Raw genomic sequence first — 24,790 nt, forward strand, 5'->3', positions numbered from 1 at the left:
GATCCGACGGTCCAGGTCGAGCGCTTCGACGCAGCTGGTGTGCCCCCGCTTTCGGCGAGGGCACACTCGCGTGTAGGTGCCCCGAGGGCAGCTATGCAGGCACTGTCGCCGTCGTCAGCATCCCGCTGTGCATCTCGTAGACGCCGTCGACCAGGTCGAGCTGGCTGAGATCGTGGGTGACCATCACGGTCGCCACGTTGCGTTCGTGGCTGAGGGTGGCCAGCAGCGCGACGATCTCGCGGCTGCGGTCCTCGTCCAGCGCCGAGGTCGGCTCGTCGACGAGCAACACCGACGGATCGTTCATCAGGCTGCGCGCGATCGCGACCCGCTGCCGTTGTCCGCCGGAGAGCTGGTGCGGTCGCCGGTCCAGCTGCTTCTCGAGCCCCAACGTGGACAGCAGGTCCCTGGCCCTGGCGCGCTGGCCGCGAACGCTGCCGCCGCCGAGATGGGTGATCATCAGCAGCTGCTCCGTTGCGGTCAGCGAGGCCATCAGGTTGGCCTGCTGGAAGACGAATCCGAGCTGCTGGCGGCGCACGGTCGTGCGGGCCGTCCGGTCCAGGCCGGTGACGTCGGTGCCGTCGATGGTGACGGTGCCCGAGTCGGGGGTGATCAGCAGGCCCGCGACGGCGAGCAGGCTGGATTTGCCCGAGCCGGACGGCCCGGTGATCGCGGCGAGTTGGCCGCGCTCGACCGTGAGGGACACGTCGTCGAGGGCGCGCAGCCGGGTGTCGCCGTCGGGGTAGGTGAGGACCGTGTTCTTCAGTCTGATGCTCATGGATACTCCTGGAGGCGTGGGGTTTACGTGTGCCTGCGGTGCGGTCGGCGGTTACCTGGCCGCGCCGAGCGCGGTCAGCGGGTCGACCTTGACGATGCGGGTCAGGGCCGCCGCGGCGCCGAGCATGCCCAGCGCGATCAGCGCGAAGAACGGGACGAGTGTGCCGGTCACCGTGAGGGTGAACGGGACCGCACTCGCGGCCACCGAGCCGAGCCCGATCGCGGCGAGGGTGCCGAGGCCCGCGCCGAGGGTGAGAACGATCAGCCCCTGACCGAGTGCATCGACGAGCAGGTACCGGGTGGAGGCGCCGACGGCCTTGAGGACCGCCAGGTCCTGGCCGCGCTGGATCGTCCAGATGGTGAAGAAGGCACCGACGACCAACGCGCTGATCGCCAGGAGCATGCCCTGCATCAGCAGCAGCGAGCCGCGCTCGGAGGAGTATGCGCCGATGGCGTTGAGGGCGCCCTTCTCGTCGGTGATGGCGGTACCGGTGAGGGATTCGGCGGCCGCCGCGTCGAAGTCGGAGGAGGTGCGCAGTGCGATGGTCGTGCCCTCGCTGTCACCCGCGGTCGGCAGCAGGCGCCAGTCGGCGAGGTCGAGCCACACCACCGACTGGTGGCTGTAGTACGAGTCGTCGACGAGCGTGCCGATGGTGAACGGGTGTCCTGCGATGTCGACGGTGGTGCCGACGGCCCAGCCGTTGTCGTCCGCGAGCTTCCTGTCGACCGCGATCTCGCCGGTGTGCAGCGGGACGGGCGCGGCGAAGGAGTCGCCCGCGACGCCGAAGCCGCTGGCGCTGACATCGCGACCGTCGGCGGTGATCCGGAGGGGTGCGATGCCGAGGATCGAGGCCTCGTCCACGCCGGGGGTGGAGGCGAGCTGTGCCCGCTGGGCCTCGGTGACCTGGGAGTCGGTGAATGCGACCTTCTGACCCTCGGCGGGCTCGCCGAACGCGAACCGATCGGCGCCCACGTTCTGGATCGCCGCGATCGACTGGTTCCCGAGCCCGGCCGTGAGGCCGGAGAGCATCACGACCATCAGCGAGATGAGGAAGAGGACCGCGCTCATCAGAGCGAAGCGGCCCTTGGCGAATCGGAGGTCACGAATACTGAGGAACATGGCTTCCAGCCTCGCGAATGAGGGTTCGGTCCGGCATCGCGCAACGGATGGGTACCCGGATCAATCGAAAGTTGGACTTCCCGGATCGCGGCCGGTCAGAGCCCCGGGTGGTGTTAGCGTGGATGAAATGCTGTTGCCCGAATACCGCCACGCCCGCGGCACGACGCCGGTGCTGCGCATCATGCAGGTCGGCGCGCACGGGCTGTTCCTCGTCCTGCTGGCCGTCGGGACCGCCAGGGCGGCCGTCGATGAGCCGAATCCGCTGCCCGCATTCGTGCTCGCCGCGGCGGTGCTGGCCTGGTACCTGCTCGGAGTGTGGTTCGCCCGTCGCGCCGCCGAGACGACGGGCCGCGACTGGTACGGACCGCTGTGGCTGGGCGTCCTGGTGCTCGGCTGGCTCGGGCTGTCCGTGCTCGGTGCCGGCTTCGTGTGGGTCGCGTTCCCGCTGTTCTTCCTGTGCTTCCATCTGCTCTCGACCAGGGTGGCGCTGGCGGCGACGGTCGGGATCACCGCGGTGGTCATCGCCGCCACGCTCTTGCACGGCACCAGCAACACCGTCGCGTCCTTCCTCGGTCCGATCTTCGGTGCGACCGCCGCTGCGGGGATGGCGCTGATCTACCAGCAGTTGCTGCGCGACACCCAGCAACGTCAGCGCCTGTTGGACGAACTGACCCGATCCCACGACGAATTGCTCAGCGCGCAGGACGAATTGAACGCGTTGCAACGCGAGGCGGGCGCGGTGGCGGAGCGCGCACGGCTGGCGAGGGACATCCACGACACCCTGGCGCAGGGCTTCTCGTCCATCGTGCTGTTGGCTCGTGCGGGTCAGCGCGGCGATGACCCCAAGGCGGTCCTCGCGCAGATCGCGGAGACCGCCCAGGACAACCTCGCCGAGGCACGCCGGGTGGTCGGGGCGCTGACGCCGTCGGCGCTCGAGGACGCCTCGCTGGAGTCCGCGTTAGGCCGCCAGTTGACGCAGCTGGGCACGCACACCGGGATCGTCGGCCTGCTGCATGTCGAGGGGGATCCGCTGCCGCTGCCGATGGACTTCGATGTGGCGTTGTTGCGCGTGGCGCAGAGCGCGCTGGCCAACGTCCGGCTGCATTCGCAGGCCGAGAACGTCCGGGTGACGCTGAGCTACGACCAGGACGAGGTGCGTCTCGATGTCGTGGACGACGGGGTGGGGTTCGATCCCGCTTCCGTTGTCGATCCGGCCTCGTTCGGACTGCGCGCGATGCGCGACCGGCTCGAGACGCTGGGCGGCTCGCTGGTCGTCGAGTCGGCGCCGGGCGACGGAACTGCCCTGGCGGCAACGCTTCCCGTCTCAGGGGCACAGTCGTGACCGGCCCGCGGCTGCGGCTGTTGCTGGTCGACGATCATCCGGTGGTCCGGGCTGGGTTGCGGGCCCTGCTGTCCTCGCACGAGGGCCTGGACGTGGTGGCGGAGGCGGCCTCGGGCGAGCAGGCGCTCGAATTGGTCGAGACGACACGGCCGGACGTGGTGCTGATGGACCTGCGACTCGGCGCGGGAATGGACGGCGCGCAGTCCACCGAGGCGATCATGGCCCGACCCGATCCGCCGCGGGTGGTGGTGCTCACCACCTATGACACCGACGCCGACATCCTGCGCGCGGTCGAGGCCGGTGCGGCCGGGTACCTGCTCAAGGACAGCGATCCGCAGGTGCTGCTGGACGCGGTGTGGGCCGCGTCCAGGGGCGAGACGGTACTCAATCCGGATGTGGCGCAACGGCTGTACCGGCGGATCCGTGAGCCCCGGGTCGACCTGAGCGCCCGCGAGACGGAGATCGTCCGGCTGGTGGCGGACGGGCTGTCGAACCGGGCCATCGCCAAGCAACTGTTCGTCACCGAGGCGACCGTGAAGTCGCATCTGGTGCATGTGTTCTCGAAGCTCGGCGTGGACAGCAGGACGGCCGCCGTTGCCGCGGCGCGCGAGCGCGGCCTGCTGCGCTGAGGCCGTGCGCCGAGCCCGGGTGATCAGCGGCGGAGTCGAACGTCCAGTACCCGGGCACCGGGGCCCGCGGTGGCGAGCCGGTCGTGCGGGTTGGCGAGCGCGCAGCTGTTCATGGAGAGGCATCCGCAGCCGATGCAGCCGGTGAGGTTGTCCCGGAGTCGGGTCAGCTGCTCGATGCGCCGGTCCAGGTCGGCGTGCCAGCTCGTCGAGAGCCGTTCCCAGTCGGCCCGGGTCGGGGTCCGTCCCTCGGGCAGCGTGTCGAGCGCCTCCCGGATCTCCGCGAGCGGGATGCCTACCTGCTGGGAGATCCGGATGAAGGCCACCCGGCGCAGGGTGTCGCGTGCATAGCGGCGCTGGTTCCCACTTGTCCGGCGGCTCTCTATGAGCCCCTCACGCTCATAGAAATGCAACGCGGACACCGCCACCCCGCTGCGCTCGGACAGCTGCCCCGGGGTGAGTTCCTTGGCCTTCCAGTCCGGCATCTCCACCGGCGCCTCCCCTCGTCGACCTCGACCTTAGTTGAGGGAATCGGGTCAGGCCCCTGATTCGAAGCCCTCGCGGCGCGGCCTGGCGCGCACTACCGTCTAGCCATGGAGCGCAGCGCAGTGGGAAACGAGGGGCCGTCCGTGTTGGGGGCCAACTCCGAGGTGGGCACCCTGCGCACCGTGCTCCTGCACCGCCCCGGTGACGAGCTCAAGCGGCTGACCCCGCGCAACAACGACCAACTGCTGTTCGACGGGTTGCCCTGGGTGGACCGGGCGCAGGAGGAGCACGACGCGTTCGCCGCGCTGCTGCGCTCGCGTGGGGTCGAGGTGCTGCTGTTGTCAGAGGTGCTCACCGAGACCCTGACCGTGAGCGGAGCGGCCCGCATGCAGGGCATCTCGGCGGCAGTCGACCCCCGCCGGCTCGGCCACCCGCTCGCCCAGGAACTCGCCGCGCACCTGCGGTCCGTCGAGCCCGCGGCCCTGGCCACCATCCTGACCGCGGGTATGACGTTCGACGAGCTCCCGCTCGGGCCCGGCGGCGCATCGCTGGTGCGGCGGATGCACCACGGCGGCGACTTCGTGATCGAGCCGCTGCCGAACCTGCTGTTCACCAGGGACTCCTCCTTCTGGATCGGGGACAGGGTCGCGATCACCGCGCTGGCCCTGCCTGCCCGGGTGCGCGAGGCCTCGCTGACCGACCTGATCTACGCGCACCACCCCCGCTTTCTCGGGGTGCGGCGGGCCTATGAGTCGCATACCGCGCCGGTCGAGGGCGGCGACGTGTTGCTGCTCGCGCCGGGTGTGGTGGCCGTGGGGGTGGGAGAGCGGACCACCCCGGCCGGGGCGGAGGCGTTGGCGCGCAGCGTTTTCGAGGACGGCCTCGCACACTCGGTGCTGGTGGTCCCGATCGCCCAGTCGCGAGCGTCGATGCACCTCGACACGGTGTGCACGATGGTCGACGTCGACGCCGTGGTGATGTATCCCGCCATTCAGGACAGTCTGTCCGCGTTCACCATTCACCGTGAGGACGTGGGGGTGAGCATTCGAGGCGCCGAACCGTTCCTGAAGGCCGCGGCCGACGCGATGGGCATCGGCAAGCTCCGGGTGATCGACACCGGGCTCGACAACGTCACTGCCGAACGCGAGCAGTGGGACGACGGCAACAACACTCTCGCACTGGAGCCGGGGGTGGTCGTCGCCTACGAGCGGAACGTCGTGACGAACTCGCGGCTGGAGGCATCGGGGATCGAGGTGCTGCGCATATCCGGGTCCGAGCTCGGCTCGGGCCGGGGCGGCCCGCGGTGCATGTCCTGCCCGGTGTCGCGCGATCTGCTCTGAACCGCCAAAGGTCCGATGCGGCAGGCGAAACCGTCGCCGCCGCACCCCTTCTGTGACCCGCGTCACCAATGCGGGATTCGTCGTGTGATCACCCCGATTGTGGCTACCTTCTCGCTTGGACAATTGTCCAACTTGGACGAAGTGTGGAAGGAAGTTATGCGCAAGCTGGTTTCGATGTCGATCGCATCCGTGGCGGTTGCGGGAGGCGTTCTCGCGGGCGCGGGCGTCGCCTTTGCCGGCACCCCGGTAATCACCCACGACGGTGGGTTCCAGGTGGGTACCGCCGGGCTCGCGCCGGGCACCTACGAGTCGACGGGGCCGACAACGCTCGGCGCACCGTGCACCTGGACGCGGCTCTCGCTCACGAACGGGCAGCCGACGGTCATCGAGTACATGCAGACCAACGGCCCGTCGGCGGTCACGCTGCAGGCCACCGACAGCACCTTCGTCACCTACAACTGCGGCGTCTGGACGCCGGAGGAGGTCGCGGTGCCCGAGACCCCGGTCGTCACGGAGCCGGAGCCGGTGGAGACCGAGGAGGAGGACGCGTCGGGCTCGCTCGATCTCGGCTCGATGGATCTGGGATCGGTCGATTTCGGTTCGGTGGGATCGTAGGAATCCAGAAGTGAACGCAGCACGGCCCCGTCGGCGTGAGCCGGCGGGGCCGTGTTCGGATCGGTGTGGCTACAGGATCGTGGCGACCCGCTCGGCCGGCCGGGCGAGCACGGTGCCCTTGGCCGTCACCACGATGGGCCGCTCGATGAGGATCGGGTTCTCCACCATGGCCTCGAGCAGTTCGTCCTCGCTCGCCTCGGTCAGGCCGAGTTCCTTGTAGACCGCTTCCTTCTTGCGGATCGCCTCGCTCGGCTTGAGCCCGGCGTCGTCGAGGAGCTTCCGCAGTCCGTCGCGCGAGGGCGGCGTCTCCAGGTACTTGACGATGGTCGGCTCGATGCCGGCCTCCTCGATCAGCTTCAGAACGGTGCGCGAGGTGCTGCAGCGCTGGTTGTGATAGATAGTCGCGTCGGCCATGACGTCATTGTCCCCGAACCGTTCACCGGCCCTCCAGTGACCGGCGCATCCGGGTGGAGTCGGCGGCGATGGTTCGGGTGGCCAGGTAGATGAACACGGCCGTGAGGACCAACATCAGCGGGATCAGGTACATGGCCGAGTTCAGCCCCTGGCCCGAATACTGTGCAAGCGTGCCGGTGCCGGCCGCGTCGAGGGCCCGCTGAGCGAACCAGTCGGAGATGGCGCCGACCACGACCGGGCCCGAGAATCCACCGAGCAGGTACATGGCCGCGAAGAACAGCGCGGTCGCGGTGGCGCGCAGTCGCGGGACCACCACGTCGTGGATCGCGGGGTAGACGCTGATGTAGAAGCCATAGGCGAGCAGCCAGCCGGCGGCGAAGAGCGCGGTGAAGGCCACGACGCTCCCGCCGTTCTGCATCAGCGCGAGGGCGGTCAGCGGCGCGGCCACCGCGCAGCTGACGACTCCGATGGTGAGCCGCGCGTTCGGTGAGGTGGTCGCCGCGCGGTCCGCCAGTCGCGCGCCCGCCAGCAGGCCGATCAGCCCGGTCAAGCCGACGATGATCCCGGTGACCGCGGCGGCGGGTGTCAGCTTCAGTTCGTACTGGCGCATCAGCAGCGGAACCACGAACGAGTTCACCGCGTACGCGGCGAAGTTGAAGGTCAAGCCCGCGAGGATCAGCCATCGCAGGGTCGGGATCGACAGCAGTCGGCGGATCGGCCGGGTGATCGCGGCGTCGTCCGCCAGCACGACGCCCGCGGCGGTGTGCTCCGAGCCGCCGCGTTCGGGGTCGCGCATCCGGAACATGACAAGGGCGAGCAGCACACCGGGCACGGCCGCCACGAAGAACGGCGCCCGCCAGGAACCGAAGGCCTCCGTGATCTTGCCGACGGTGAAGTACGCCAGCATGAGTCCGACCGGGAGTCCGAGCATGAAGACGCCGAGCGCCCGTGAGCGTCGCTCCGCCGGATACATGTCGCCGATCATCGAATTCGCGGCCGGGGTGAAGCTGGCCTCGCCGACGCCGACACCGAGCCGGGCCAGGATGAAGAGCATGTAGTTGCCCGCGGCGCCGGTCGCCGCGGTCAGTCCGCTCCACAGCAGCAGCCCGGCGCCGATGATCTTCGGCCGGTCGCCGCGGTCTGCGAGTCGGCCGAGCGGCAGCCCCGCCACCGCGTACACCAACGTGAACGCCGACATGATGAGGCCGAGTTGCAAGTCGCTGAGCGAGAACTCGGCCTTGATGGGTTCGGCGACCACCGACGGGATCGCACGGTCGAAGAAGTTGACCAGATTCGCCAGGAACAGGGCGATCAGCGCCCCGCTGACGACCTTGGTCGTGGCGGCAGGCAGCGCCGATGGCGCAACCGTTGGTTCGTGCACGGACATGGGGCCTCGCTGGTTCGGTGAGGGTGGGGACGGAAAGTGCACTGCCGCAGGCGGTGCGGTGGGATGGGGCGTGGCGCTCAGCGCAGCTCGCCGGCGACGTGTGCGCCGATCGCCTGCATGCCGAGCACCGTCGGGTGCAGCGGCACCGCGGGCTCCGACGGGACCAGACCCGCATAGTGGGCCTGGGTGGGGCCCGCGCAGATGTCGTGGCCGGAGGTGGCCTGCCTGATGTCGATGAATCGGATGTCGCGTCGGGCCGCCTCGGCCGCCATCGCCTCGTTCGCGTCCGCCATCACGCTCTGCAGGTAGTCGGCGTCTTGCGGCCAGATCGGCTGCTGCGCAGGGCATCCGCCCGGTCGGAGGTAGGTGCCGTACCCGACCACCGCGATCTCGGCGTGGGGTGCGCGTTCGCGGATCTTGTCGAGCATCGCGCCCCAGGTCGGGGCCCAGTCGCGGATCAGGTCCCGCTGCTGGTTGCGCCCACCCGCGGTGAACTTGTCGCGGCAGGAGGTGCCGGTCGGTTGCGGCAGCGGGTTGGTGCAGCTGAGGGCAGTGCTGAAGAGGTTGAAGTCGTTCGCTCCGATGGTGACCGTGACGAGGTCGGTATCGGGACCGAGCGCATCGAGCTGCGGGGGCACGGCACCGGCGAACGTGCCCTGCCGCGTGTCGGTGATGTGTGCCGTCCTGGCGGACGAGCAGGTGACGTCGGTGAGGGTGGCGCCGAGGGCCGCGGCGACCACCGCGGGGTAGTTGTCCCGTGACCGCAGGCATCCGGGTGCGCTCATGTCCTGGTCGGGGAGCAGCGGCCCGGCGGCGGCGGAGTCGCCGAGCGCGACGTAGTCGATTGCGCCGGGTTGCAGCGGCGCAGCGCCGGCGCTGCCCGCGGCCGCGGCCGCCAGCAGACACAGTGCGGCGGCGGCCGTGGCTCCCGACCGGGTGGCGCGACGGATCATGTTGGTCACCGAGACTCCTTCTCTCATAGCCCGCCCCCGTGTGATGCGCCCTTTGTGCATCTGAGAGTGGCGTGGATTACATATTGATCGGAAAACTGCTGGTCGCGGTTGTAGATTGCGATCAACTATTCGGAGGTTTTTGTGTCTGGAATCAAAAATGACCCGGACGGGCCCATCACGATCGGCGGTCGGTCGCTGGCGGACCAGCTGGCCCAGCGGACGCACGCGCTGGTCGCGGAGACGGTGCACGCGGTGCGGACCGATGTGCCCTTCTACCGGTCGCTACCCGAGGAAGCCATCCGCATCGACGTCACCGCCATCGTGCGCCGGAACCTGGAACTGTTCATCGCGATGCTGAGGACCGCGGGTGAGCCGACCCCGGGGGAGGTGGCGGAGCTGCGTGATTCCGCCGGCCGCCGTGCGGAGGAGCTGGTACCGCTCGCCGAGGTGCTGCACGCGTACCACCTCGGGATCCAGCACTGGTGGGCGGCGATCGCGGAGCTGGCCACCGACGGGGACGGTCCGGCCCTGGCGCGGGCCGGGCGGCAGCTGCACACCTACCTGCTGGCCGCGACGTCCGCGGTGGTGGCCGGATACGGGTCGGACCATGCGACCGCGGGGGAGGACGACGCCGCCAGGCGCGCCCTGCTGATGGCGTTGTCCGCGGGAACCGACCCGGCCGGGACCGCGGATCGGGTCGGTCTGACGCTCGCCCGGCTCTACTGGATCGTCGCGATCCACGTCGATCCGCACCCCGACGAATCCGCGGCGGAGGTGGACACCGCGGTGGCCGAGCGCCGCAAGGTGCGGCGGCTGCAGCGCGAACTCGACAACGTCGGCAGGGACAAGGCGCTGTGCGCGGTGACCAGCAGCGGCGGGACGGCGCTGATCCCCATCGTCGATTCCGATCCCGCCGAGGACAACTGGGGGGACAGCACCCAGTTCGCGCAGCTGCGCCGCAATCTGCTCGATCTCGAACGGGCGATCGGCGCCGCGGTCGTCATCGCGGTCTCCGCCGCGGTGCCGTCCCGGGTACCGGGCGCGTTGCAGGAGGCTCGCGAGGTACTCGAGGTGGCGCGGTGTCACGGGCACCGCGGCGGGCTCTTCCGGCTGCGGGATGTCCCGGTCGAGTATCAGCTGACCAGGCCGAGCGCAGCGCACGCGGTGCTGGCGAATCTGTTGTCCCCGTTGGATGCCCACGAGCCGATCCTGCGCACCCTCGAAGCCTTCGTTGACGCCGGCTACGACCGGGCGGCCGCGGCCGTGGCCCTACACGTCCATCCGAACACGGTGCTCTACCGGCTTCGCAAGCTCTCGACGTTGACCGGGCTGGACGTGTCGTCGCCGCGGGATCTGGTCCGCGTCACCGCGGCGCTCGCGGCGAGGCGCACGGGCGCCGGGCGGACCTGAACGGCAGTCGTTGGCGCATTCGGCGGCGCGACGGGCCGCCGGTGCGTTTGTATGTCGGCATGGACCTGCAGACGATCTCCGACCGCATCGAGATACAGGATCTGTTCACCCGCTATGCGCACGCGGTGGACAGCAAGGACTGGGATCTCTATCGCACCGTGTTCACCCCGGACGCGCACATCGACTACTCCACCGCGGGAGGGCCGGTCGGTGACCTGGAGTTCGTCGTCGCGCAGCTCGCGACGATGCTCGACCTGTTCGCGCAGACGCAGCACTTCGTCTCGAACATCGACGTGGAACTCGACGGTGACCGGGCCCGGGTCCGGGCCATGTTCTTCAATCCGATGATCGTCAAGAAGGACAGGCAGTTCTTCTGCGGCGGCTGGTACAACCACGAGCTCGTTCGCACGCCCGAGGGCTGGCGCAGTCGCAGCCTTGTCGAGGAGTCGGCGTGGTTCGACGGTGTGGCGGAGGCGTTCGCGGACTGACCGCGGCGTCGCGGGGTTAGCGTTGATCATGCGCATCGACATCGACCCACACTCGTCCACGGCGCCGTATGAGCAGCTGCGGCTGCAGATCCTCGATCGCGTCCGGCGCGGCGAGCTGATCGCGGGCACCAAGCTGCCGACCGTGCGGGCCCTCGCCGAGGAGCTGGGGCTGGCCGCGAACACCGTGGCCCGGGCGTATCGAGAGCTCGAACAGCTCGGGGCGATCGAGACGAGGGGGCGGCTGGGGTCCTTCGTGGCCGCGGTCGGAGACGCCTCGATGGCCGCCGCGCAGCGCGCCGCCACCGACTACGTCGCCACCGTCCGCGGACTCGGCCTCGGCGACGAGACCGCCGAGCGTTTGTTCAAGGCGGCGCTGCGGGGGGCCTGAACGGGTCCCGCGACCGGGGTAATGGTTGACGCTTCAACCATGGTGTGTCAGAGTTGGTGCCGTTCCCGTCCGTCGCGCCGCACACCGAAAAGGACTCCATCATGAAATCCGCCGCATTCCGTGACCTCGCCATCCTCATCGCCCGGGTCGGCATCGGCGTCATCTTCGTCGCCCACGGCTGGCAGAAGTTCTTCACCATGGGGATCGACAAGACGCAGGTGGCGTTCGAGGGCATGGGCGCGCCCATGCCGGACCTCTCCGCGATCGTGGCCGCGACCATCGAACTGGTGGGTGGCTTCGCCCTCATTGCGGGGGTCGCCACGCCGATCGCCGGGATCCTGTTGTTCCTCAACATGGTCGGGGCGTTCGCCATCGTGCACTACGACAAGGGCATCTTCGTCGGCGAAGGCGGATACGAGCTGGTACTGGCGCTCGGCGTGGGATCGCTGCTGCTCGCCGCGACCGGCGCCGGACGGTTCAGCGTCGACGGGATTCTCGGCCGTAAATCGTCGGCACGGTCGAGGGCGTAGCGGGACGGAGCCGCTCGGGAAGGTCGTCGTTCCACGCCTGTCGCGCTTGCATTTGCCGGAGCGGGCAAGCAACGTAGGGGCACATGGCGTCGAATTCCGATCTATCCGAGCAGGATTCCGACCGCACCGACGACGAGATCATCGGTCATGTCTTGACGCGCACGAGCGGTGTCCGGACCGACCATGTGGTATTCGGGGTCACCGCCGCGATCGTCGCTGCGATCGTGGTCTGGGGCCTGGTCGGTCCGGACAGCCTCGATTCCGTCACCGGCACCGTGCTCGATTGGCTGGTCACCAACCTGGGCTGGCTGTTCATTCTGGCCGCCACCGGATTCGTGTTGTTCGCCCTGTGGCTGGCACTGAGCAAGTACGGCCGGATCCCGCTCGGGAAGGACGGCGAGAAGCCGGAGTTCAACACCGTCAGCTGGATCGCCATGATGTTCAGTGCGGGAATGGGCATCGGGCTCATGTACTTCGGTGTCGCCGAGCCGCTCGCACATTTCGTGAACCCGCCGCCGGGGACCGACGGGGGCGTCGGCACCGCGATGGCGACCACGATGTTCCACTGGAGCCTGCATCCGTGGTCCACCTACGCGGTGGTGGGGTTGGCGCTCGCCTACGGCACCTACCGGCGCGGTCGCAAGCAGCTCTTCAGCTCCGCGTTCGTCGCGCTGCTCGGGCGTCGCGCGGAGGGGCCGATCGGCAAGGTCATCGATATCCTGGCCATCTTCGCGACCATGTTCGGAACCGCCGCGTCCCTCGGGTTGGGCGCGCTGCAGATCGGCTCGGGCTTCGAGGTCGCGGGCTGGTTGGACGAGGCGGGCACGCTGCTGCTTGTCGCCATCGTCGCCGTGTTGACGCTGGTGTTCGTCGCGTCCGCGGTCTCGGGAGTAGCCAAGGGCATTCAGTGGTTGTCGAACATCAACATGGTGCTGGCGCTGGTGCTCGCGCTGTTCGTATTCGTGCTCGGGCCGACGGTGCTGATCCTCAATCTGATACCCACCGCCCTTGGCGCCTACGCCGCCGAGATCGCGGAGATGTCCGCCCGCACAGCGGCATCGAGCAATCCGGAGACCGCCGAGTGGCTGTCCTCGTGGACGATCTTCTACTGGGCCTGGTGGATCTCGTGGACCCCGTTCGTCGGCATGTTCCTGGCCCGCATCAGCCGCGGCCGCACCATCCGCGAGTTCGTGATCGGCGTGATCTTGGTCCCGAGTCTGGTCAGCCTGTTCTGGTTCTCGGTGTTCGGCGGCGCGGCCATCGGCGAGCAGCGCAGCGGCATCGACCTGGCGGGGCGCGGTAGCTCCGAATCCCAGCTCTTCGGCATGCTGGACAATCTGCCGCTGGCCGGCATCTCGACCGTCCTGGTGATGCTCCTGGTCTCGATCTTCTTCGTCTCCGGCGCGGACGCCGCGTCGATGGTGATGGGAACGCTCTCGCAGCGCGGCACCCTCGACCCCAGCCGCTGGGTCGTGATCTTCTGGGGTCTGGCCACCGGCGGGGTCGCGGCGTTGCTGCTGTGGACGGGCGGCGAGGACGCGCTGCACGGTCTGCAGACGATGACGATCATCGCGGCGGCGCCGTTCGTCCTGGTGATGATCGGCTTGTGTGTCTCGCTCTACCGGGACCTGTGTCACGACCCGATGATCCTGGAGGCGAAGCGGGAGCGGCGGCGGACGCCGCGCCCCCGACGCGGTCCGAGTAGATCTGTCGGTAACGGTTCCTCGGCCTGATGGGACGGAAACCCGTGAGCAGCACGGGTTTCCGTCTCATCGGACTGCTCAGCGGCTCAAGCCGGCCCTGAGTTCATGCTTGCGGGCCTTGCCGGTCGCAGTCTTGGGCAATTCGTCGACGACGATCACTCGCTTGGGCACCTGGAAACCGGCGAGGTGCTGCTTGGCGTGGGCGATCACCTGGGCTTCGAGCTCGCCGGGTGCGACGGTGGCGTCAGTGGCGACGACCACCGCGTAGACCGCCTCGCCCCAGCGCTCGTCCGGCAGACCGACGACGGAGCACTCCTGGACCCCCGGCGCCGCCGAGACGACACGCTCGACATCCACGGACGAGACGTTCTCGCCGCCGCTCTTGATGATGTCCTTGAGTCGATCGGTGAACCAGACGACCCCGTCCTCGTCGAGATGGCCGACGTCGCCGCTGTGGAACCAGCCGTGCGCGAAGGCCGCCCGATTGGCGTCGGCGTTGTTCCAGTAGCCGCTGCTGACATGCGGTCCCCGGTAGACGATCTCGCCGGTCTCGCCCGCGGGCAGCAGCGCGCCGTCGTTGTCCATGATCTGCACCTCGACGGTCGGGACCGGCGGACCCCACGAGTTCGCCTTGGTGTGGCGGTGCTCCGGCCACTGCAGCACGGTCGCGGGGACCACCTCGGTCTGACCGGACCCGAGGATCACCGCCGCGTTCGGGAACGCCTCGTCGACCTGATCCAGGAGTGCGTCGGGCATGGGGGCCATCGCGTAGATGCACAGCTTGACCGAGGAGAGGTCCCGCGCCGCGGCGGCCTGCGTGCTCACCAGTGCGCGGTACATGATCGGCAGGAACATCACGTGGGTCGCCCGGTGCGCCTCGATGGCGTCGAGCACGGCGCCCGGGTCGAACGGTCCGGGCAGCACCACCGTGCCGCCGATCATCAGGGTCGGCAGGACCAGCGTGTTCAGGCCCGTGGTGTGGAACATCGGCAGCACGTTGACCAGGGTCGCGTGCTCGCCACCCCAGGATGCGCCCTGCATCAACGCGTTGGTCAGGCCCGCCACGAAGACCGCGGTGTGGCTGACAAGAACACCCTTGGGGCGGGACGTGGTGCCGGAGGTGTACAGGCACTGCACCACGTCGCGGTCCTCGACGAGCACCTCGAGCGGACCGGCGGCCGCACGTGACGCGAGATCCTCCCAGGATCGGGTCGCGAGCCCGCCCACCGCAGTGGCCGGTTCCACGCCGACGAGGACAACGGACTTCACCCCGGTCAGCTCGGGCAGGATCTTCTCGAGGAGCGGGGCGAAGGCGGCATCGGCGACGACGGTGGTGGTGCCGGAGTCGTTCAGGATCCACGCGATGTCCTCGGGCGCGAGCACTACGTTCACCGGCATCGCCACCAGGCCCGCCTTGGCGCAGGCGAAGTAGGTCGCGACGAACTGCCACGAATTGCCCATCAGCATCGCGACCGGTTGCTGGTGGGACAGCCCCGACTCGAGGAGCGAGCGCCCGAAGGACTCCGCTGCGGCGTCGAGTTCGCGGTAGGTGACCGAGCGGCCGCGGTCCGCGATCGCGTTGCGGGAGCCGAACATTCGGGCCGACCGGGTGAGGGCGTCGCCCAGCGAGGTGCGGGTGGCCAGATTGACCTCGAGCGCGGTCAGACCGGACAGATCGGCTTGCATACGTGGCCTCCACTGGACGTCAAGGGACGCGCCACCCGAACGGCTGGGCGCCCACGAGGTTGGTGACTGGGGTCACATTCGGCCCCTTGGGAGGCGACTGTAGGCGCGAACGGAAAAACAATCAAGCATGCTTGATTGAATTCAGCGGGGGCGACCCGAAGTCCGGGTCAGCGCCAGCTCGGCAGCCACAGCTGCTGCTGCCAGGCCTCCGGCGTGATCGGGATCGCGGTGAGAACCGGCCAGAGCCAGATGAAGTTCGCGATCACCAGGCCGAGGTAGAGGCAGACCGCGAGCAGGCCGGTGCCGCGTCGTTCCGCGGAGGCACGGGCCCTGCCGATGATCTCGCCGAGCGCCAGCGCCAGTCCCATCACGAGGAACGGGGCAAGGGCGACGGCGTAGAAGAAGTACATCTGGCGGTCCATGGTGACGAACCACGGCAGCAGTCCGGCGCCGTAGCCGGTGAGCACGGCCGCGTAGCGCCAGTCCTTCGACACCACCGTGCGCCACAGCGCCCACGCGAGCATCGGCAGCGCCAGCCACCAGATAGCCGGGGTGCCGATCAGCATGACCGCCTTGACGCAGCTCGATGCGCCGCACCCGGAGATCTGCTCGCCGTCGGCGAAGTAGTACAGCATCGGGCGCAGCCCCATCGGCCACGACCACGGCTTCGACTCCCACGGGTGATGGTTGCCCGCGGAATTGGTGAGCCCGGAGTGGAATTCGAGCACGTTTCCGCTGTAGTACCAGAGCGAGCGCAGCGCGTCCGGTACGAACGCGAAGTTCCCGCCGAGGCCCACCTTGGTGCCGACGGCGTTCCGGTCGACGCCGGTCTCCGAGGCGAACCACGACCAGTAGCTCGCCAGGTACACCAGCAGCGGGATCACGACCAGCGCGTAGAGCGCCGGCCCCACGTCACGCAGCCCGGCGCCGATCCACGGTCTGCGGACGCCGTAGGCGCGCCGGGCGGCAACGTCGAACGCGACGCTCAGGAGACCGAAGAAGACGATGAAGTACACGCCCGACCACTTGGTGCCGCACGCCAGCCCGAGCAGCACGCCCGCGCCGAATCGCCACCAGCGCACGCCGAGTCGTGGCCCGTACGGGGAGTCGTGGATGCGGCCCTCGACCCACACCAGGGCCATTCGTTCGCGCACCTGGTCCCGGTCGACCACGAGACAGCCGAACGCCGCGACCACGAACACGGCCATGAAGATGTCCAGCATCCCGATCCGCGAGGACACGAACGTGACGCCGTCGGCGATGATCAGCAGCCCGGCGATCGCCCCGACGAGGGTGGAGCGGGCCATTCGGCGGACGATCCGCACCACGAGCAGCACCAGGATGGTGCCCGCGACCGCGGACGCGAACCGCCAGCCCCAGCCGTTGTAGCCGAAGATCGCCTCGCCGACGGCGATCAACTGCTTGCCGATCGGCGGGTGCACCACGAGGCCATAGCCGGGGTTGTCCTCGAGCCAGCCGCCGGTGAGCACCTGCCAGCCCTGGGGCGCATAGTGCTTCTCGTCGAACACCGGGGTGCCCGCGTCGGTGGGGTAGCCGAGCATGACGAAGCGGGTGATCGCCGCCAGCGTGGTGAGGAAGATGGTGACCGCCCAGCCGCGCATCCGGTCGGTGGGGCCGGGATCGAGGGCAGGCGCCGTCGGCGCCGGGCTGACGATCAAGGTGTCGACTGCGGGCGTCGCGCGCTCGTCGGTCAACTGGGTCACGTGCTCGATCGTAGGCTGTGGGACATGAACGGTCGTCTTGTCCTAGCCGCGACACCGATGGGTGAGGTCCGTGACGCCTCCGAACGCCTCAAGGAGGCCCTCGCCACCGCGGACGTCGTCGCGGCGGAGGACACCCGCCGCACCAAGCATCTGGCGTCCGCGCTCGGGGTGGTGATCACCGGCAAGGTGGTCAGTTTCTACGACCAGGTGGAGACGACCCGGCTGCCGGCGTTGGTCGCCGATGTCTCCGAGGGCAAGACGGTGTTGCTGGTGACCGACGCGGGGATGCCGTCGGTCAGCGACCCCGGCTACCGGTTGGTGGCGGCGTGTGTCGAGAAGGACCTGCCGGTGACCTGCCTGCCGGGCCCGTCGGCCGTGACGACCGCGCTGGCGCTGTCCGGACTGCCGGTCGAGCGCTTCTGCTTCGACGGGTTCCCGCCGCGCAAGCAGGGTCAGCGCCGAACCTGGTTGGAGTCGCTTCGCACCGAGCAGCGGGCGTGCGTGTTCTTCGAGGCGCCGCACCGGCTGGCCGCGTGCCTCGCCGACGCGGTCGAGGTGCTCGGCGGGGACCGCCGCGCTGCGGTGTGCCGGGAGCTGACCAAGACCTACGAAGAGGTGCGCCGCGGCACCCTGGCCGAGCTGGCGGAGTGGGCGATCGAGGGGGCACGCGGGGAGATCACCGTCGTGCTGGAGGCCGCGCGACTGGTCGCCGCGGAGCCCGAGGATCTGGTCGGGGAGGTGGAGCGGCTCGTGGAGTCCGGGGCGCGGCTCAAGGACGCATGCGCGATGGTCGCGACCGCCGGGGTGTCCAAGCGTGAAGTCTACGAGGCGGTGCTGGCGGCCCGTCAGGACTGAGTGGGTCCGGCATCGCCGAAGCGTCAGTTCGGCGGTGCGCCCATCAACATGATGAGGCCGACCGCGGCGGCGAGGATGAGTGCTGCGGCGAGAGTCGGTGGAACCGTGGACGCGATCTTGGCGGCGATTCTGCTCATGGTCACTCCGTCGTGTGTGGTCGGCCACGTGCACACCGGCGGGAACAACCCCCCCTCGGGCTGAACAGTTCCCGCCGGTGTGGCGCGGTGATGCAGGGCCCCCCGTGCGTCGAGATCAACTCTTGCCGGTGGCTGGGACCCAACCAAACCCCGCGTCCCGGTATCCGGGTATCGTCCCAGTTCGCAGTGGGTGAGGAACTTTTCCGCAGCGGAATTTCCATGGCAGGAACTGGGGTGATCGACGATGTCCGGTGGCGATTCGGCTGATGCGGTGGACAGTGCCTCAGGGAGGGACCGGGATGCACAGGCGCGGAGCCCGCGGAGTGACCCGGATGCACAGGCGCGGAGCCCGCGGAGCGACCCGGACGCACAGGAGCGGAGCCCGCGGAGCGACCCGGACGCACAAGCGCGCCTGCACTTCGCAGATCAGTTACGCCTGCTGTTCGCGACGGCGGGCGGGCCCGCTCTGAAGAAGGTCGTCTCCGAGGCGTCTGCGGTCGGCCGAACCATCGGCACGGACCGGCAGATCTCGGTCCAGCGACTGAGCGACTGGCGTTCGGGCAAGCGGGTCCCCGCGACGTTCGACTCCGTCCGCCCGGTTCTGGTGGTCCTCATCCGAGCGGCCCAGGCGCTACACGGCACCCAGCCGCCGGTGGCCGGCCTGTACTCGATGAAGCAATGGCTGGCGTGGTGGACGAGTGCCCGCGACGCGAACGCCACGCGCGGCCGTGGCGAGCCGGCCGATCAGGTGGTGGCCGTCCCGGTGACCGGCGTTCGTCCGTATCGGGGGCTCGAGCCGTACCGGGCCGAGGACGCGCGGCTGTTCTTCGGGCGCGGCGCCAGCCTGCCCGGTCTGGTCGAGACGGTCACCTCCGCGCAGGGGCACGGACTGGTGATCGTGACCGGTGCCTCGGGAGTGGGGAAGTCCTCGTTGGTCCAGGCCGGTCTCGTCGCGGAACTGGCGGGCCCGGGATCCGACGCCGGTGGCAGGCCGGTCGTGCTCACGCCGGGACCGCGTCCGTTGCAGTCGCTGGGCGAGGCGCTCCCGGAGCTGCGGGAGGCGGCCTCGGATCCTCGGCCGGAGATCGTGCGCCGCGCGGTCCGCGCGGTCGCCGCCCGGCTGGAGCCGAACCCGCTGTTGATCGTCGTGGACCAGATCGAGGAGCTGTTCACCCAATGTGACGATCCCGAGGAGCGCGACCGCTTCCTCACCCTCCTCGATCTCGCGGCCACGACGGTCGGTGCCGAGGAGACGCCCGATGCCGCGCCCGTCGTCGTCGCGACGATGCGCTCGGACTTCTACGAGCACGCGCTGTCCCAGCCGGTGCTCGCCCGCGCGTTCGAACGTCACAGCAAGGTCCTCGCGCCGCTGACGCGGGAGGACATGGTGGAGGTGATCACCCAGCCCGCCCGGATGATCGGTCTCAAACTCGAGGCGGGGCTGGTCGACCTCATCCTGCACGATCTCGGGGTGCTCACCTCGGACGAAGGCGCGGGCACCGTCCTGCCGCTGCTCTCACATCTGCTCGACACGATGTGGGAGCGCAGACGCGGAGGAGTGCTCACCGTGGCGAGCTACCGCGCCACCGGCGGCGTGCGTGGGTCGGTCGCAGCGACGGCCGAGCGCACCTGGGCGGCGTTGGACGAGCGGGGCCAGGTGCTGGCCCGAGCGATGCTGGTGCACCTGGTGTACGTCACGGACACCGGCACCGACGTGAAGATCCGTCGTTCGCTGCCGCAGTTGCTGGCCTTCGCAGGCGAGGACACGGCCACCGGCAGGCAGGTGGTGGACCAGTTCATCGCGGCCCGGGTCCTCGTCGCGGACACCGAGAGCGTGGAGCTCATCCACGACGCGGTGATCGATGCCTGGCCGCGGCTGAAACAGTGGATCCAGGAGGATCGCCGATATACCGCGCTGCGCCAGCAGATCGAGGCGGACGCCGCGAACTGGGAACAGGCGGACCACAACAGCAGCCTGCTCTATCAGCGCGGCCGCCTCGACATGGTCGCCGAGCACGATGCGTCGAGGGTCGCCGTCGAGGGGCTGGGCGCGACGAAGGTGGCCGCCTCCCTGACCCCGACGGCCTCGGAGTTCCTCGCCACCTCGACCGGGCACGTGCGCCGGGACACCTGGATCCAGCGGGCCGTGATGGCGGCGCTGGTGGTGTCCACGGTGATCGCGTTGGTCGCGGTGTCGATGGCATGGACGGCGAAGCAGCGCGCCGAATCGGAACGCTCGGCCGCTCAGTTCCGCCAGCTGATCGCGCTGACGGATTCGCTGCGGGACTCCGACCCGACGACCTCCGCGCGGCTGGCCATCGAGGCCTGGCAGATGAAGCCGGGCAACGATGCCGCGTACTCACGCCTGATCGCGACCGAATCGACCCCGGTGGGCCGCGTCCTGACCGGCCATCAGGGCCCGGTCTACGGGGTGGCGGTCTCGCGCGACGGCTCGACGATCGCCTCGGCCAGCGACGACCGCACAGTTCGACTGTGGGACCTCACCGACCGCACCGACCCACGACCGATCGGCGCCCCTCTCGGCGGGGCCGAGAAGTACATGGCGTCGGTGTCCTTCAGCCCGGACGGCAGGATCCTGGCCGCGGGCAGCGGCGATGGCCTCGTGTTCATCTGGGACATCACCGACAGGTCCGCGCCGCGTCCGCTGCTCGAGGGGACCAAGGTGGGGACCCGGGCGGTCCACAACCTCCGGTTCAGCCCGGAGGGCCGGATCCTGGCCGTGCCGAACGACGACGGCACCGTGACGATGTTCGACACCTCGGATCCGTTCTCCGGTCACTTCGGGTCAACGGTGCTGCTCGCCCATCAGGGCGCGGTCCGGACGGTGTCGTTCCGCGGGGACTCGGCGGTGCTGGCGACCGCGAGCGATGACCGGAGCATCCGGCTGTGGGACATCGCCGGGGTGGGCGCGGGCGTCGCGCCGGTCCCGCTGCCGTCGGTGCTGACCGGTTTCGGCGACGTGGTGCACTCGGTGGCGTTCGCGCCCGACGGGCGGACCCTCGCCGCCAGCAGCGATGACGGGTTCCTCCGGGTGTTCGACACCACCGACGTGCGGGCGGTCGGCGAGATCGGGGCCCCGATCCAGGCCCACACCGGTGGGGTGTGGACGATCGCCTTCGCGCCGGACGGCGCGACGCTTGCGAGCGCATCGTGGGACGGCACGGTGAAGACCTGGTCCCTCGACCCCGCCTCGCGGACCCTGCGCGAGCTGCGTCCGGCGTTGACCGGCAACGGCGGCGGAGTCCCCGCGCTCGCCCTGGTGCCCGACGGTTCCGCCATCGTGACCGGGGGACAGGACTCGACGGTGCGGGTGTGGACCCTGCCGACGACCGCGATTCACGTCTCGGGGTCGGGGCTCACCCAGCCCGCGCCGAGCCGCGACGGATCGTTGGTGGTGACCGGTGGATACGACTCGGTGATCCGGTTGTGGCGGGTCGACGGTGACCGACGGTTGTCCCTGGCGAGTGCGCTCGCCCTGCCGCGCCCGCTCGGCGGAGCCCATGTGGTGGCGCTGGCTCCCGACGGCGGGACGATGGCGACCGCACCGACCTCCGGCGGTCAGGTGCAGCTCTGGGACGTGCACGACCCGGCCCACCCGCGTGCTCTCGGTGGACCGATCCTGACGCAGACGAGATTCACCTGGGAGTTGGCCTTCAGTCCGGACGGGTCGACCCTCGCCATCGGTGCGGATGACGTCAGCGTCCGGCTGTGGAACCTGGCGGATCCGGAAAGGCCGGTGCCGTGGGGTGAACCGCTCGCCGGTCCGACCAATCTCGTTCGCACGGTGGCCTTCAGCCCGGACGGGCGCAACCTGGTGGCGGCAGACGCGGACGGCGGGATGCACGCCTGGGACGTGCGGGACGCGGCGAGCCCGCGCGAGGTCGCGGTTCCGGACGGCGGTCAGGCGGACGGGATCAACTCGATCTCGTTCAGCCCGGACGGGACGATGCTGGCGACCGGGGGCGACGAGCAGTCGATCGTGCTGTGGGACCGGGCAGCCGACGGTTCTCTCGCCATGAGGGGTTCGCCGCTGCGCGGACACACCGGCACCGTGTACTCGGTGTCGTTCGACCCCGACGGCCGCCACGTGATCAGCGGCAGCGACGACGGCACGGTGCGGCTGTGGGACGTCGCCGACGCGGGGTCGATGCGCAATGTCGGCGGGCCGCTCACCACCGCCGGTACCGGTCGATGGCAGGTGGCCTTCCTGCCCGGCAGTCACGCCGCCCTCTCCGGGGACGGTGAGGGCGTGCTGCGGATCTGGGAGCTAGACGCGCCGTCGATCATCCGCCGAATCTGCTCGTCGACGGCGCCGCTGTCGGCGGACCGCGCGGCGGACTTCGAGCTGTCCGGTTCGGGCGAGCAGGCCTGCGCGCAGGCGTGAGGACGACTATCCGAGCGACATGATGCTCGAGGCCTTGTCGAGGCATTCCTGCCATTCGGCATCCGGGTCGGAGTCGATGGTGATGCCGCCGCCGACGCCGAGCACCGTGTTCCCGCCCGGGTCGAATTCGACGGTGCGGATCGCCACGTTCAGTTCGGTGCCTGCGAGCGGGGACGCGAACCCGACTGCGCCGCAGTACACCCCGCGATGGTTCGGCTCCCATTGGGAGAGGAGTTGGCGGGCGCGGTGTTTCGGGCAGCCGGTGACCGAGGCGGGTGGGAAGGAGGCCTCCAATAGGGCCGCGGTGGTGGTGCCGGGCGCGGCGGTCGCGGCGACGGTGGAGACCAGATGCCAGACCCCAGGGGCGGGGTAGACACCGAGCAGATCGGTGACCGTGACCGATCCGGGCACCGCGACCCGGCCGAGGTCGTTGCGCACCAGGTCGACGATCATCACGTTCTCCGCGACGTCCTTGATGGAGGCACGCAGGCGGTCCGGATCGTCGGCGATCGGCAGCGTGCCCTTGATCGGGCTCGAGCGGAGCGAGTCCCCGTGGCGGGAGAGGAACAGTTCGGGGGAGAGCGATGCCACCGCACCCCACTCGCCCTGCACGAAGGCGGCGCGGGCGGGACGGGTCGCGGCCACGGCGTCGGCGAAGAAATGCAGCGGATCGCCGTCCGCGCGGCCGCGGAACTGGGTGCACACGCAGGCCTGGTACACCTCACCCTGCCGGATGGCCTCGAGGCACTGCAGCACACCGTTACGGTGCGCCTCCCGGTCGGGGGCGGTCCACTCGATCCACCAGGGCTGCGCCGGGGCGGCGGCCGCGGTGACCGCGTCCGACCACGCCGCCGGGCAGGGGTCGTCGGTCAGGCTTTCGTACCACCAGCAGCCGTCGGCGTCCTGCCGCAACACCGAGTCCGTCCAGCCGCCGGCCGCGGCGGGGAGCGCGGCGGTGGCCCCGCTTGCCGGGGTGTCCGGGTAGGCGAGATAGCCGATCCAGCCGCCGCCGATCACCGGGCCGCCGTCCGCGCGCGGTCCCGTGTCGCCGCCGGTTTCCCGGTCCGAGAGGTCGAAGGTGCTCGCCTGGCCGGCGGGGAGGGTGTGCACGGTCGGGGCCAGTACCGCCCGGGATCCGAACCAGTCACCGATCAGCGCCGCGGGAGCGGGTGCGCCGCGGTCGACGGCCAGGCTCGCGAGAGCGCGCAACACGTCGGTCGGGTCGCCGCCGTCACCAATCCGCTCGATCCGCACCCGACAAGCGTGACACGGCCCCACCTGCACACCCGAATCGTGCGGGTCGACAGACCTTCGTCGCGGTCGAAATGGTGCGGGAGGGGCGAACCTCAGCCGGCGGTCGAGGGTCTCCTCAGGCTGAGACGCCGCCGTCGATCACCAGATCGGCGCCGACCACGGAGCCGGCCTCGGTCGACGCGAGGTACAGGGCTGCGGCCGCGACCTCGCCGGTGGCGGTCATCCGTCCGAGTGGAGACTGCTGCCGGATGCGAACTTCGCGCTCAGCCTCCGTCTCGCCCGGTCGTAGCGACATCGTCGTATCGGAGGCGCCCGGGCTGACCGCGTTGATCCGGATGCCGTCCCCGATGTGGTCGAGTGCGGCGGCCCGGGTGAGGGCGGAGACGGCGGCCTTGGACACGATGTACCCGGCGACACCCGGGATTCGTTGGTGTGCACCGAGATTGGAGGCGATGTTGACGATCGCGCCGCCTCCGCTCGTGCGCATGTGCCTGATCTCGGCCTGCATGGCGAGCAGGACACCGGTGACGTTGACGTCGAGAAGATTCCGAAAGTCTTCCTCGGGCAGGTCGGCGACAGGCTGTCCGCCGCGGAAGATACCCGCGTTGTTGACGGCGACGTCGAGGCCGCCGAAGCGGTCGACGCTGCCCCGCACCAGGGCGTCCATCGAATCGGATCGGGTGACGTCGGCAGTGATTGCGGCGGCGGTGCCGCCCTGCTCACAGATCAACGCGACGGTGTCCGCGAGGGGTGCGGCGGTGCGGCCCGCGGCGACCACGGCCGCGCCCTCCCCTGCGAAGGCGAGGGCGATGGCGCGGCCGAGGCCGGAACCGGCTCCGGTCACGAGGACGGTCTTACCGGCGAAACGTGCGGTCATGGTTGGAGCTCCTCTGGGTTGACAGCTGGTTGACTACTGGGTGGTCGGGCAGTGGGCGCGGAGGTGCGGGAGGGCGGCCAGGGTGAACGCCGTTGCGGTGGCGGCAAGCGACGAGGCGTCACTGCCGAGGGTGAGCAGGAGCGCGAACACGACGGCGCGTGGCGCCCGCAGGCGGGAGCAGCAGGCCGGGAACCAGGCCGAACCAGGACAGCAGCCCCGCAGACCGGCGAAGGTCAGCAAGTATCCGGCGCTGAGCAAGATCAGGTCGGCCAGGAC

At 69.8% G+C, this 24,790-nt stretch carries 22 protein-coding genes; 11 read left to right on the forward strand and 11 right to left on the reverse strand.

What is annotated here, in order from left to right; genetic code table 11:
• Positions 1–91: 91 nt before the first annotated feature.
• Both ABIC28_RS10985 and ABIC28_RS10990 read right to left on the reverse strand, forming a co-directional pair.
• Positions 92–775, reverse strand: a complete 684-nt coding sequence (locus tag ABIC28_RS10985) for an ABC transporter ATP-binding protein (protein ID WP_354578870.1) — start codon at positions 773–775, stop codon at positions 92–94.
• Positions 776–826: 51 nt separating this feature from the next.
• A complete protein-coding gene (locus ABIC28_RS10990; RefSeq protein ID WP_097212246.1) occupies positions 827–1,894 on the reverse strand; it encodes an ABC transporter permease in 1,068 nt (355 codons plus the stop codon).
• Positions 1,895–2,021: 127 nt separating this feature from the next.
• On the opposite strand from ABIC28_RS10990, the gene ABIC28_RS10995 reads away from it, so the two are divergent.
• Together ABIC28_RS10995 and ABIC28_RS11000 are read left to right on the forward strand one after the other, a co-directional pair.
• A complete protein-coding gene (locus ABIC28_RS10995) occupies positions 2,022–3,236 on the forward strand; it encodes a sensor histidine kinase (RefSeq protein WP_354578872.1) in 1,215 nt (404 codons plus the stop codon).
• A complete protein-coding gene (locus ABIC28_RS11000) occupies positions 3,233–3,865 on the forward strand; it encodes a response regulator (protein ID WP_169310525.1) in 633 nt (210 codons plus the stop codon). The genes ABIC28_RS10995 and ABIC28_RS11000 overlap by 4 nt, the downstream gene beginning before the upstream one ends.
• A 23-nt stretch (positions 3,866–3,888) precedes the next feature.
• On the opposite strand, the gene soxR is transcribed toward ABIC28_RS11000, so the two are convergent.
• Positions 3,889–4,353 (reverse strand): redox-sensitive transcriptional activator SoxR, encoded by a 465-nt coding sequence (gene soxR, locus ABIC28_RS11005; RefSeq protein ID WP_027501142.1) that lies wholly within the window; start codon positions 4,351–4,353, stop codon positions 3,889–3,891.
• A gap of 102 nt (positions 4,354–4,455) precedes the next feature.
• Between soxR and ABIC28_RS11010 the strand changes: the two genes are divergently transcribed.
• Together ABIC28_RS11010 and ABIC28_RS11015 are read left to right on the forward strand one after the other, a co-directional pair.
• Entirely contained in the window at positions 4,456–5,688 is a 1,233-nt protein-coding gene (locus ABIC28_RS11010; RefSeq protein WP_097212249.1) for an arginine deiminase, read from the forward strand.
• Between the two features lie 174 nt (positions 5,689–5,862).
• Entirely contained in the window at positions 5,863–6,303 is a 441-nt protein-coding gene (locus ABIC28_RS11015; RefSeq protein WP_209927357.1) for an Rv1352/Rv1906c domain-containing protein, read from the forward strand.
• A 69-nt stretch (positions 6,304–6,372) separates the two neighbouring features.
• Here ABIC28_RS11015 and arsC read toward each other — a convergent pair whose 3' ends face one another.
• From arsC to ABIC28_RS11030, 3 genes are all read right to left on the reverse strand, one after another.
• Positions 6,373–6,717 carry an arsenate reductase (glutaredoxin) gene (gene arsC, locus ABIC28_RS11020; protein ID WP_269588917.1) on the reverse strand — a complete coding sequence of 115 codons (345 nt, stop codon included), beginning with the start codon at positions 6,715–6,717 and terminating at the stop codon, positions 6,373–6,375.
• 22 nt (positions 6,718–6,739) lie between these two features.
• The gene (locus ABIC28_RS11025; RefSeq protein WP_354578876.1) at positions 6,740–8,104 is read right to left on the reverse strand and encodes a spinster family MFS transporter; all 1,365 of its coding nucleotides are present in this window, start codon (positions 8,102–8,104) and stop codon (positions 6,740–6,742) included.
• A gap of 77 nt (positions 8,105–8,181) precedes the next feature.
• Positions 8,182–9,057, reverse strand: a complete 876-nt coding sequence (locus ABIC28_RS11030; protein ID WP_097212399.1) for an SGNH/GDSL hydrolase family protein — start codon at positions 9,055–9,057, stop codon at positions 8,182–8,184.
• 141 nt (positions 9,058–9,198) lie between these two features.
• On the opposite strand from ABIC28_RS11030, the gene ABIC28_RS11035 reads away from it, so the two are divergent.
• The 5 genes from ABIC28_RS11035 to ABIC28_RS11055 all read left to right on the forward strand — a co-directional run bounded on the left by ABIC28_RS11035 (position 9,199) and on the right by ABIC28_RS11055 (position 13,606).
• Positions 9,199–10,467, forward strand: coding sequence for a PucR family transcriptional regulator (locus ABIC28_RS11035; RefSeq protein WP_354578878.1), 1,269 nt, complete (start codon positions 9,199–9,201; stop codon positions 10,465–10,467).
• 59 nt (positions 10,468–10,526) lie between these two features.
• Entirely contained in the window at positions 10,527–10,955 is a 429-nt protein-coding gene (locus tag ABIC28_RS11040; protein ID WP_097212253.1) for a nuclear transport factor 2 family protein, read from the forward strand.
• A 28-nt stretch (positions 10,956–10,983) separates the two neighbouring features.
• Entirely contained in the window at positions 10,984–11,343 is a 360-nt protein-coding gene (locus ABIC28_RS11045; protein WP_097212254.1) for a GntR family transcriptional regulator, read from the forward strand.
• Between the two features lie 101 nt (positions 11,344–11,444).
• Positions 11,445–11,873: a DoxX family protein gene (locus ABIC28_RS11050; protein WP_269588914.1), complete on the forward strand. Its 429-nt coding sequence runs from the start codon at positions 11,445–11,447 to the stop codon at positions 11,871–11,873.
• Positions 11,874–11,956: 83 nt separating this feature from the next.
• Complete coding sequence (locus ABIC28_RS11055) at positions 11,957–13,606, forward strand: BCCT family transporter (RefSeq protein WP_097212255.1); 1,650 nt, start codon at positions 11,957–11,959, stop codon at positions 13,604–13,606.
• 48 nt (positions 13,607–13,654) lie between these two features.
• On the opposite strand, the gene ABIC28_RS11060 is transcribed toward ABIC28_RS11055, so the two are convergent.
• Both ABIC28_RS11060 and ABIC28_RS11065 read right to left on the reverse strand, forming a co-directional pair.
• Positions 13,655–15,262, reverse strand: coding sequence for an AMP-binding protein (locus tag ABIC28_RS11060; RefSeq protein WP_354578882.1), 1,608 nt, complete (start codon positions 15,260–15,262; stop codon positions 13,655–13,657).
• Between the two features lie 167 nt (positions 15,263–15,429).
• The gene (locus ABIC28_RS11065) at positions 15,430–16,938 is read right to left on the reverse strand and encodes a dolichyl-phosphate-mannose--protein mannosyltransferase (protein WP_097212401.1); all 1,509 of its coding nucleotides are present in this window, start codon (positions 16,936–16,938) and stop codon (positions 15,430–15,432) included.
• 72 nt (positions 16,939–17,010) lie between these two features.
• Between ABIC28_RS11065 and rsmI the strand changes: the two genes are divergently transcribed.
• Both rsmI and ABIC28_RS11075 read left to right on the forward strand, forming a co-directional pair.
• Positions 17,011–17,841, forward strand: coding sequence for a 16S rRNA (cytidine(1402)-2'-O)-methyltransferase (gene rsmI / locus ABIC28_RS11070; RefSeq protein WP_097212257.1), 831 nt, complete (start codon positions 17,011–17,013; stop codon positions 17,839–17,841).
• 381 nt (positions 17,842–18,222) lie between these two features.
• A complete protein-coding gene (locus ABIC28_RS11075; protein ID WP_354578885.1) occupies positions 18,223–22,383 on the forward strand; it encodes an nSTAND1 domain-containing NTPase in 4,161 nt (1,386 codons plus the stop codon).
• A 6-nt stretch (positions 22,384–22,389) separates the two neighbouring features.
• Here ABIC28_RS11075 and ABIC28_RS11080 read toward each other — a convergent pair whose 3' ends face one another.
• The 3 genes from ABIC28_RS11080 to ABIC28_RS11090 form a co-directional block, all read right to left on the reverse strand.
• On the reverse strand, positions 22,390–23,637 hold the full coding sequence (locus ABIC28_RS11080) for an aminodeoxychorismate synthase component I (RefSeq protein WP_354578887.1): 1,248 nt from the start codon (positions 23,635–23,637) through the stop codon (positions 22,390–22,392).
• 115 nt (positions 23,638–23,752) lie between these two features.
• Positions 23,753–24,514, reverse strand: a complete 762-nt coding sequence (locus ABIC28_RS11085) for an SDR family NAD(P)-dependent oxidoreductase (protein ID WP_209927346.1) — start codon at positions 24,512–24,514, stop codon at positions 23,753–23,755.
• 33 nt (positions 24,515–24,547) lie between these two features.
• Positions 24,548–24,772 carry a hypothetical protein gene (locus ABIC28_RS11090; RefSeq protein ID WP_354578889.1) on the reverse strand — a complete coding sequence of 75 codons (225 nt, stop codon included), beginning with the start codon at positions 24,770–24,772 and terminating at the stop codon, positions 24,548–24,550.
• Between the last annotated feature and the right edge of the window lie 18 nt (positions 24,773–24,790).

Origin of the sequence: Rhodococcus sp. PvR044 (assembly GCF_040548995.1) — a bacterium.
GTDB classification, from domain to species: Bacteria; Actinomycetota; Actinomycetes; order Mycobacteriales; family Mycobacteriaceae; genus Rhodococcus_G; species Rhodococcus_G oryzae.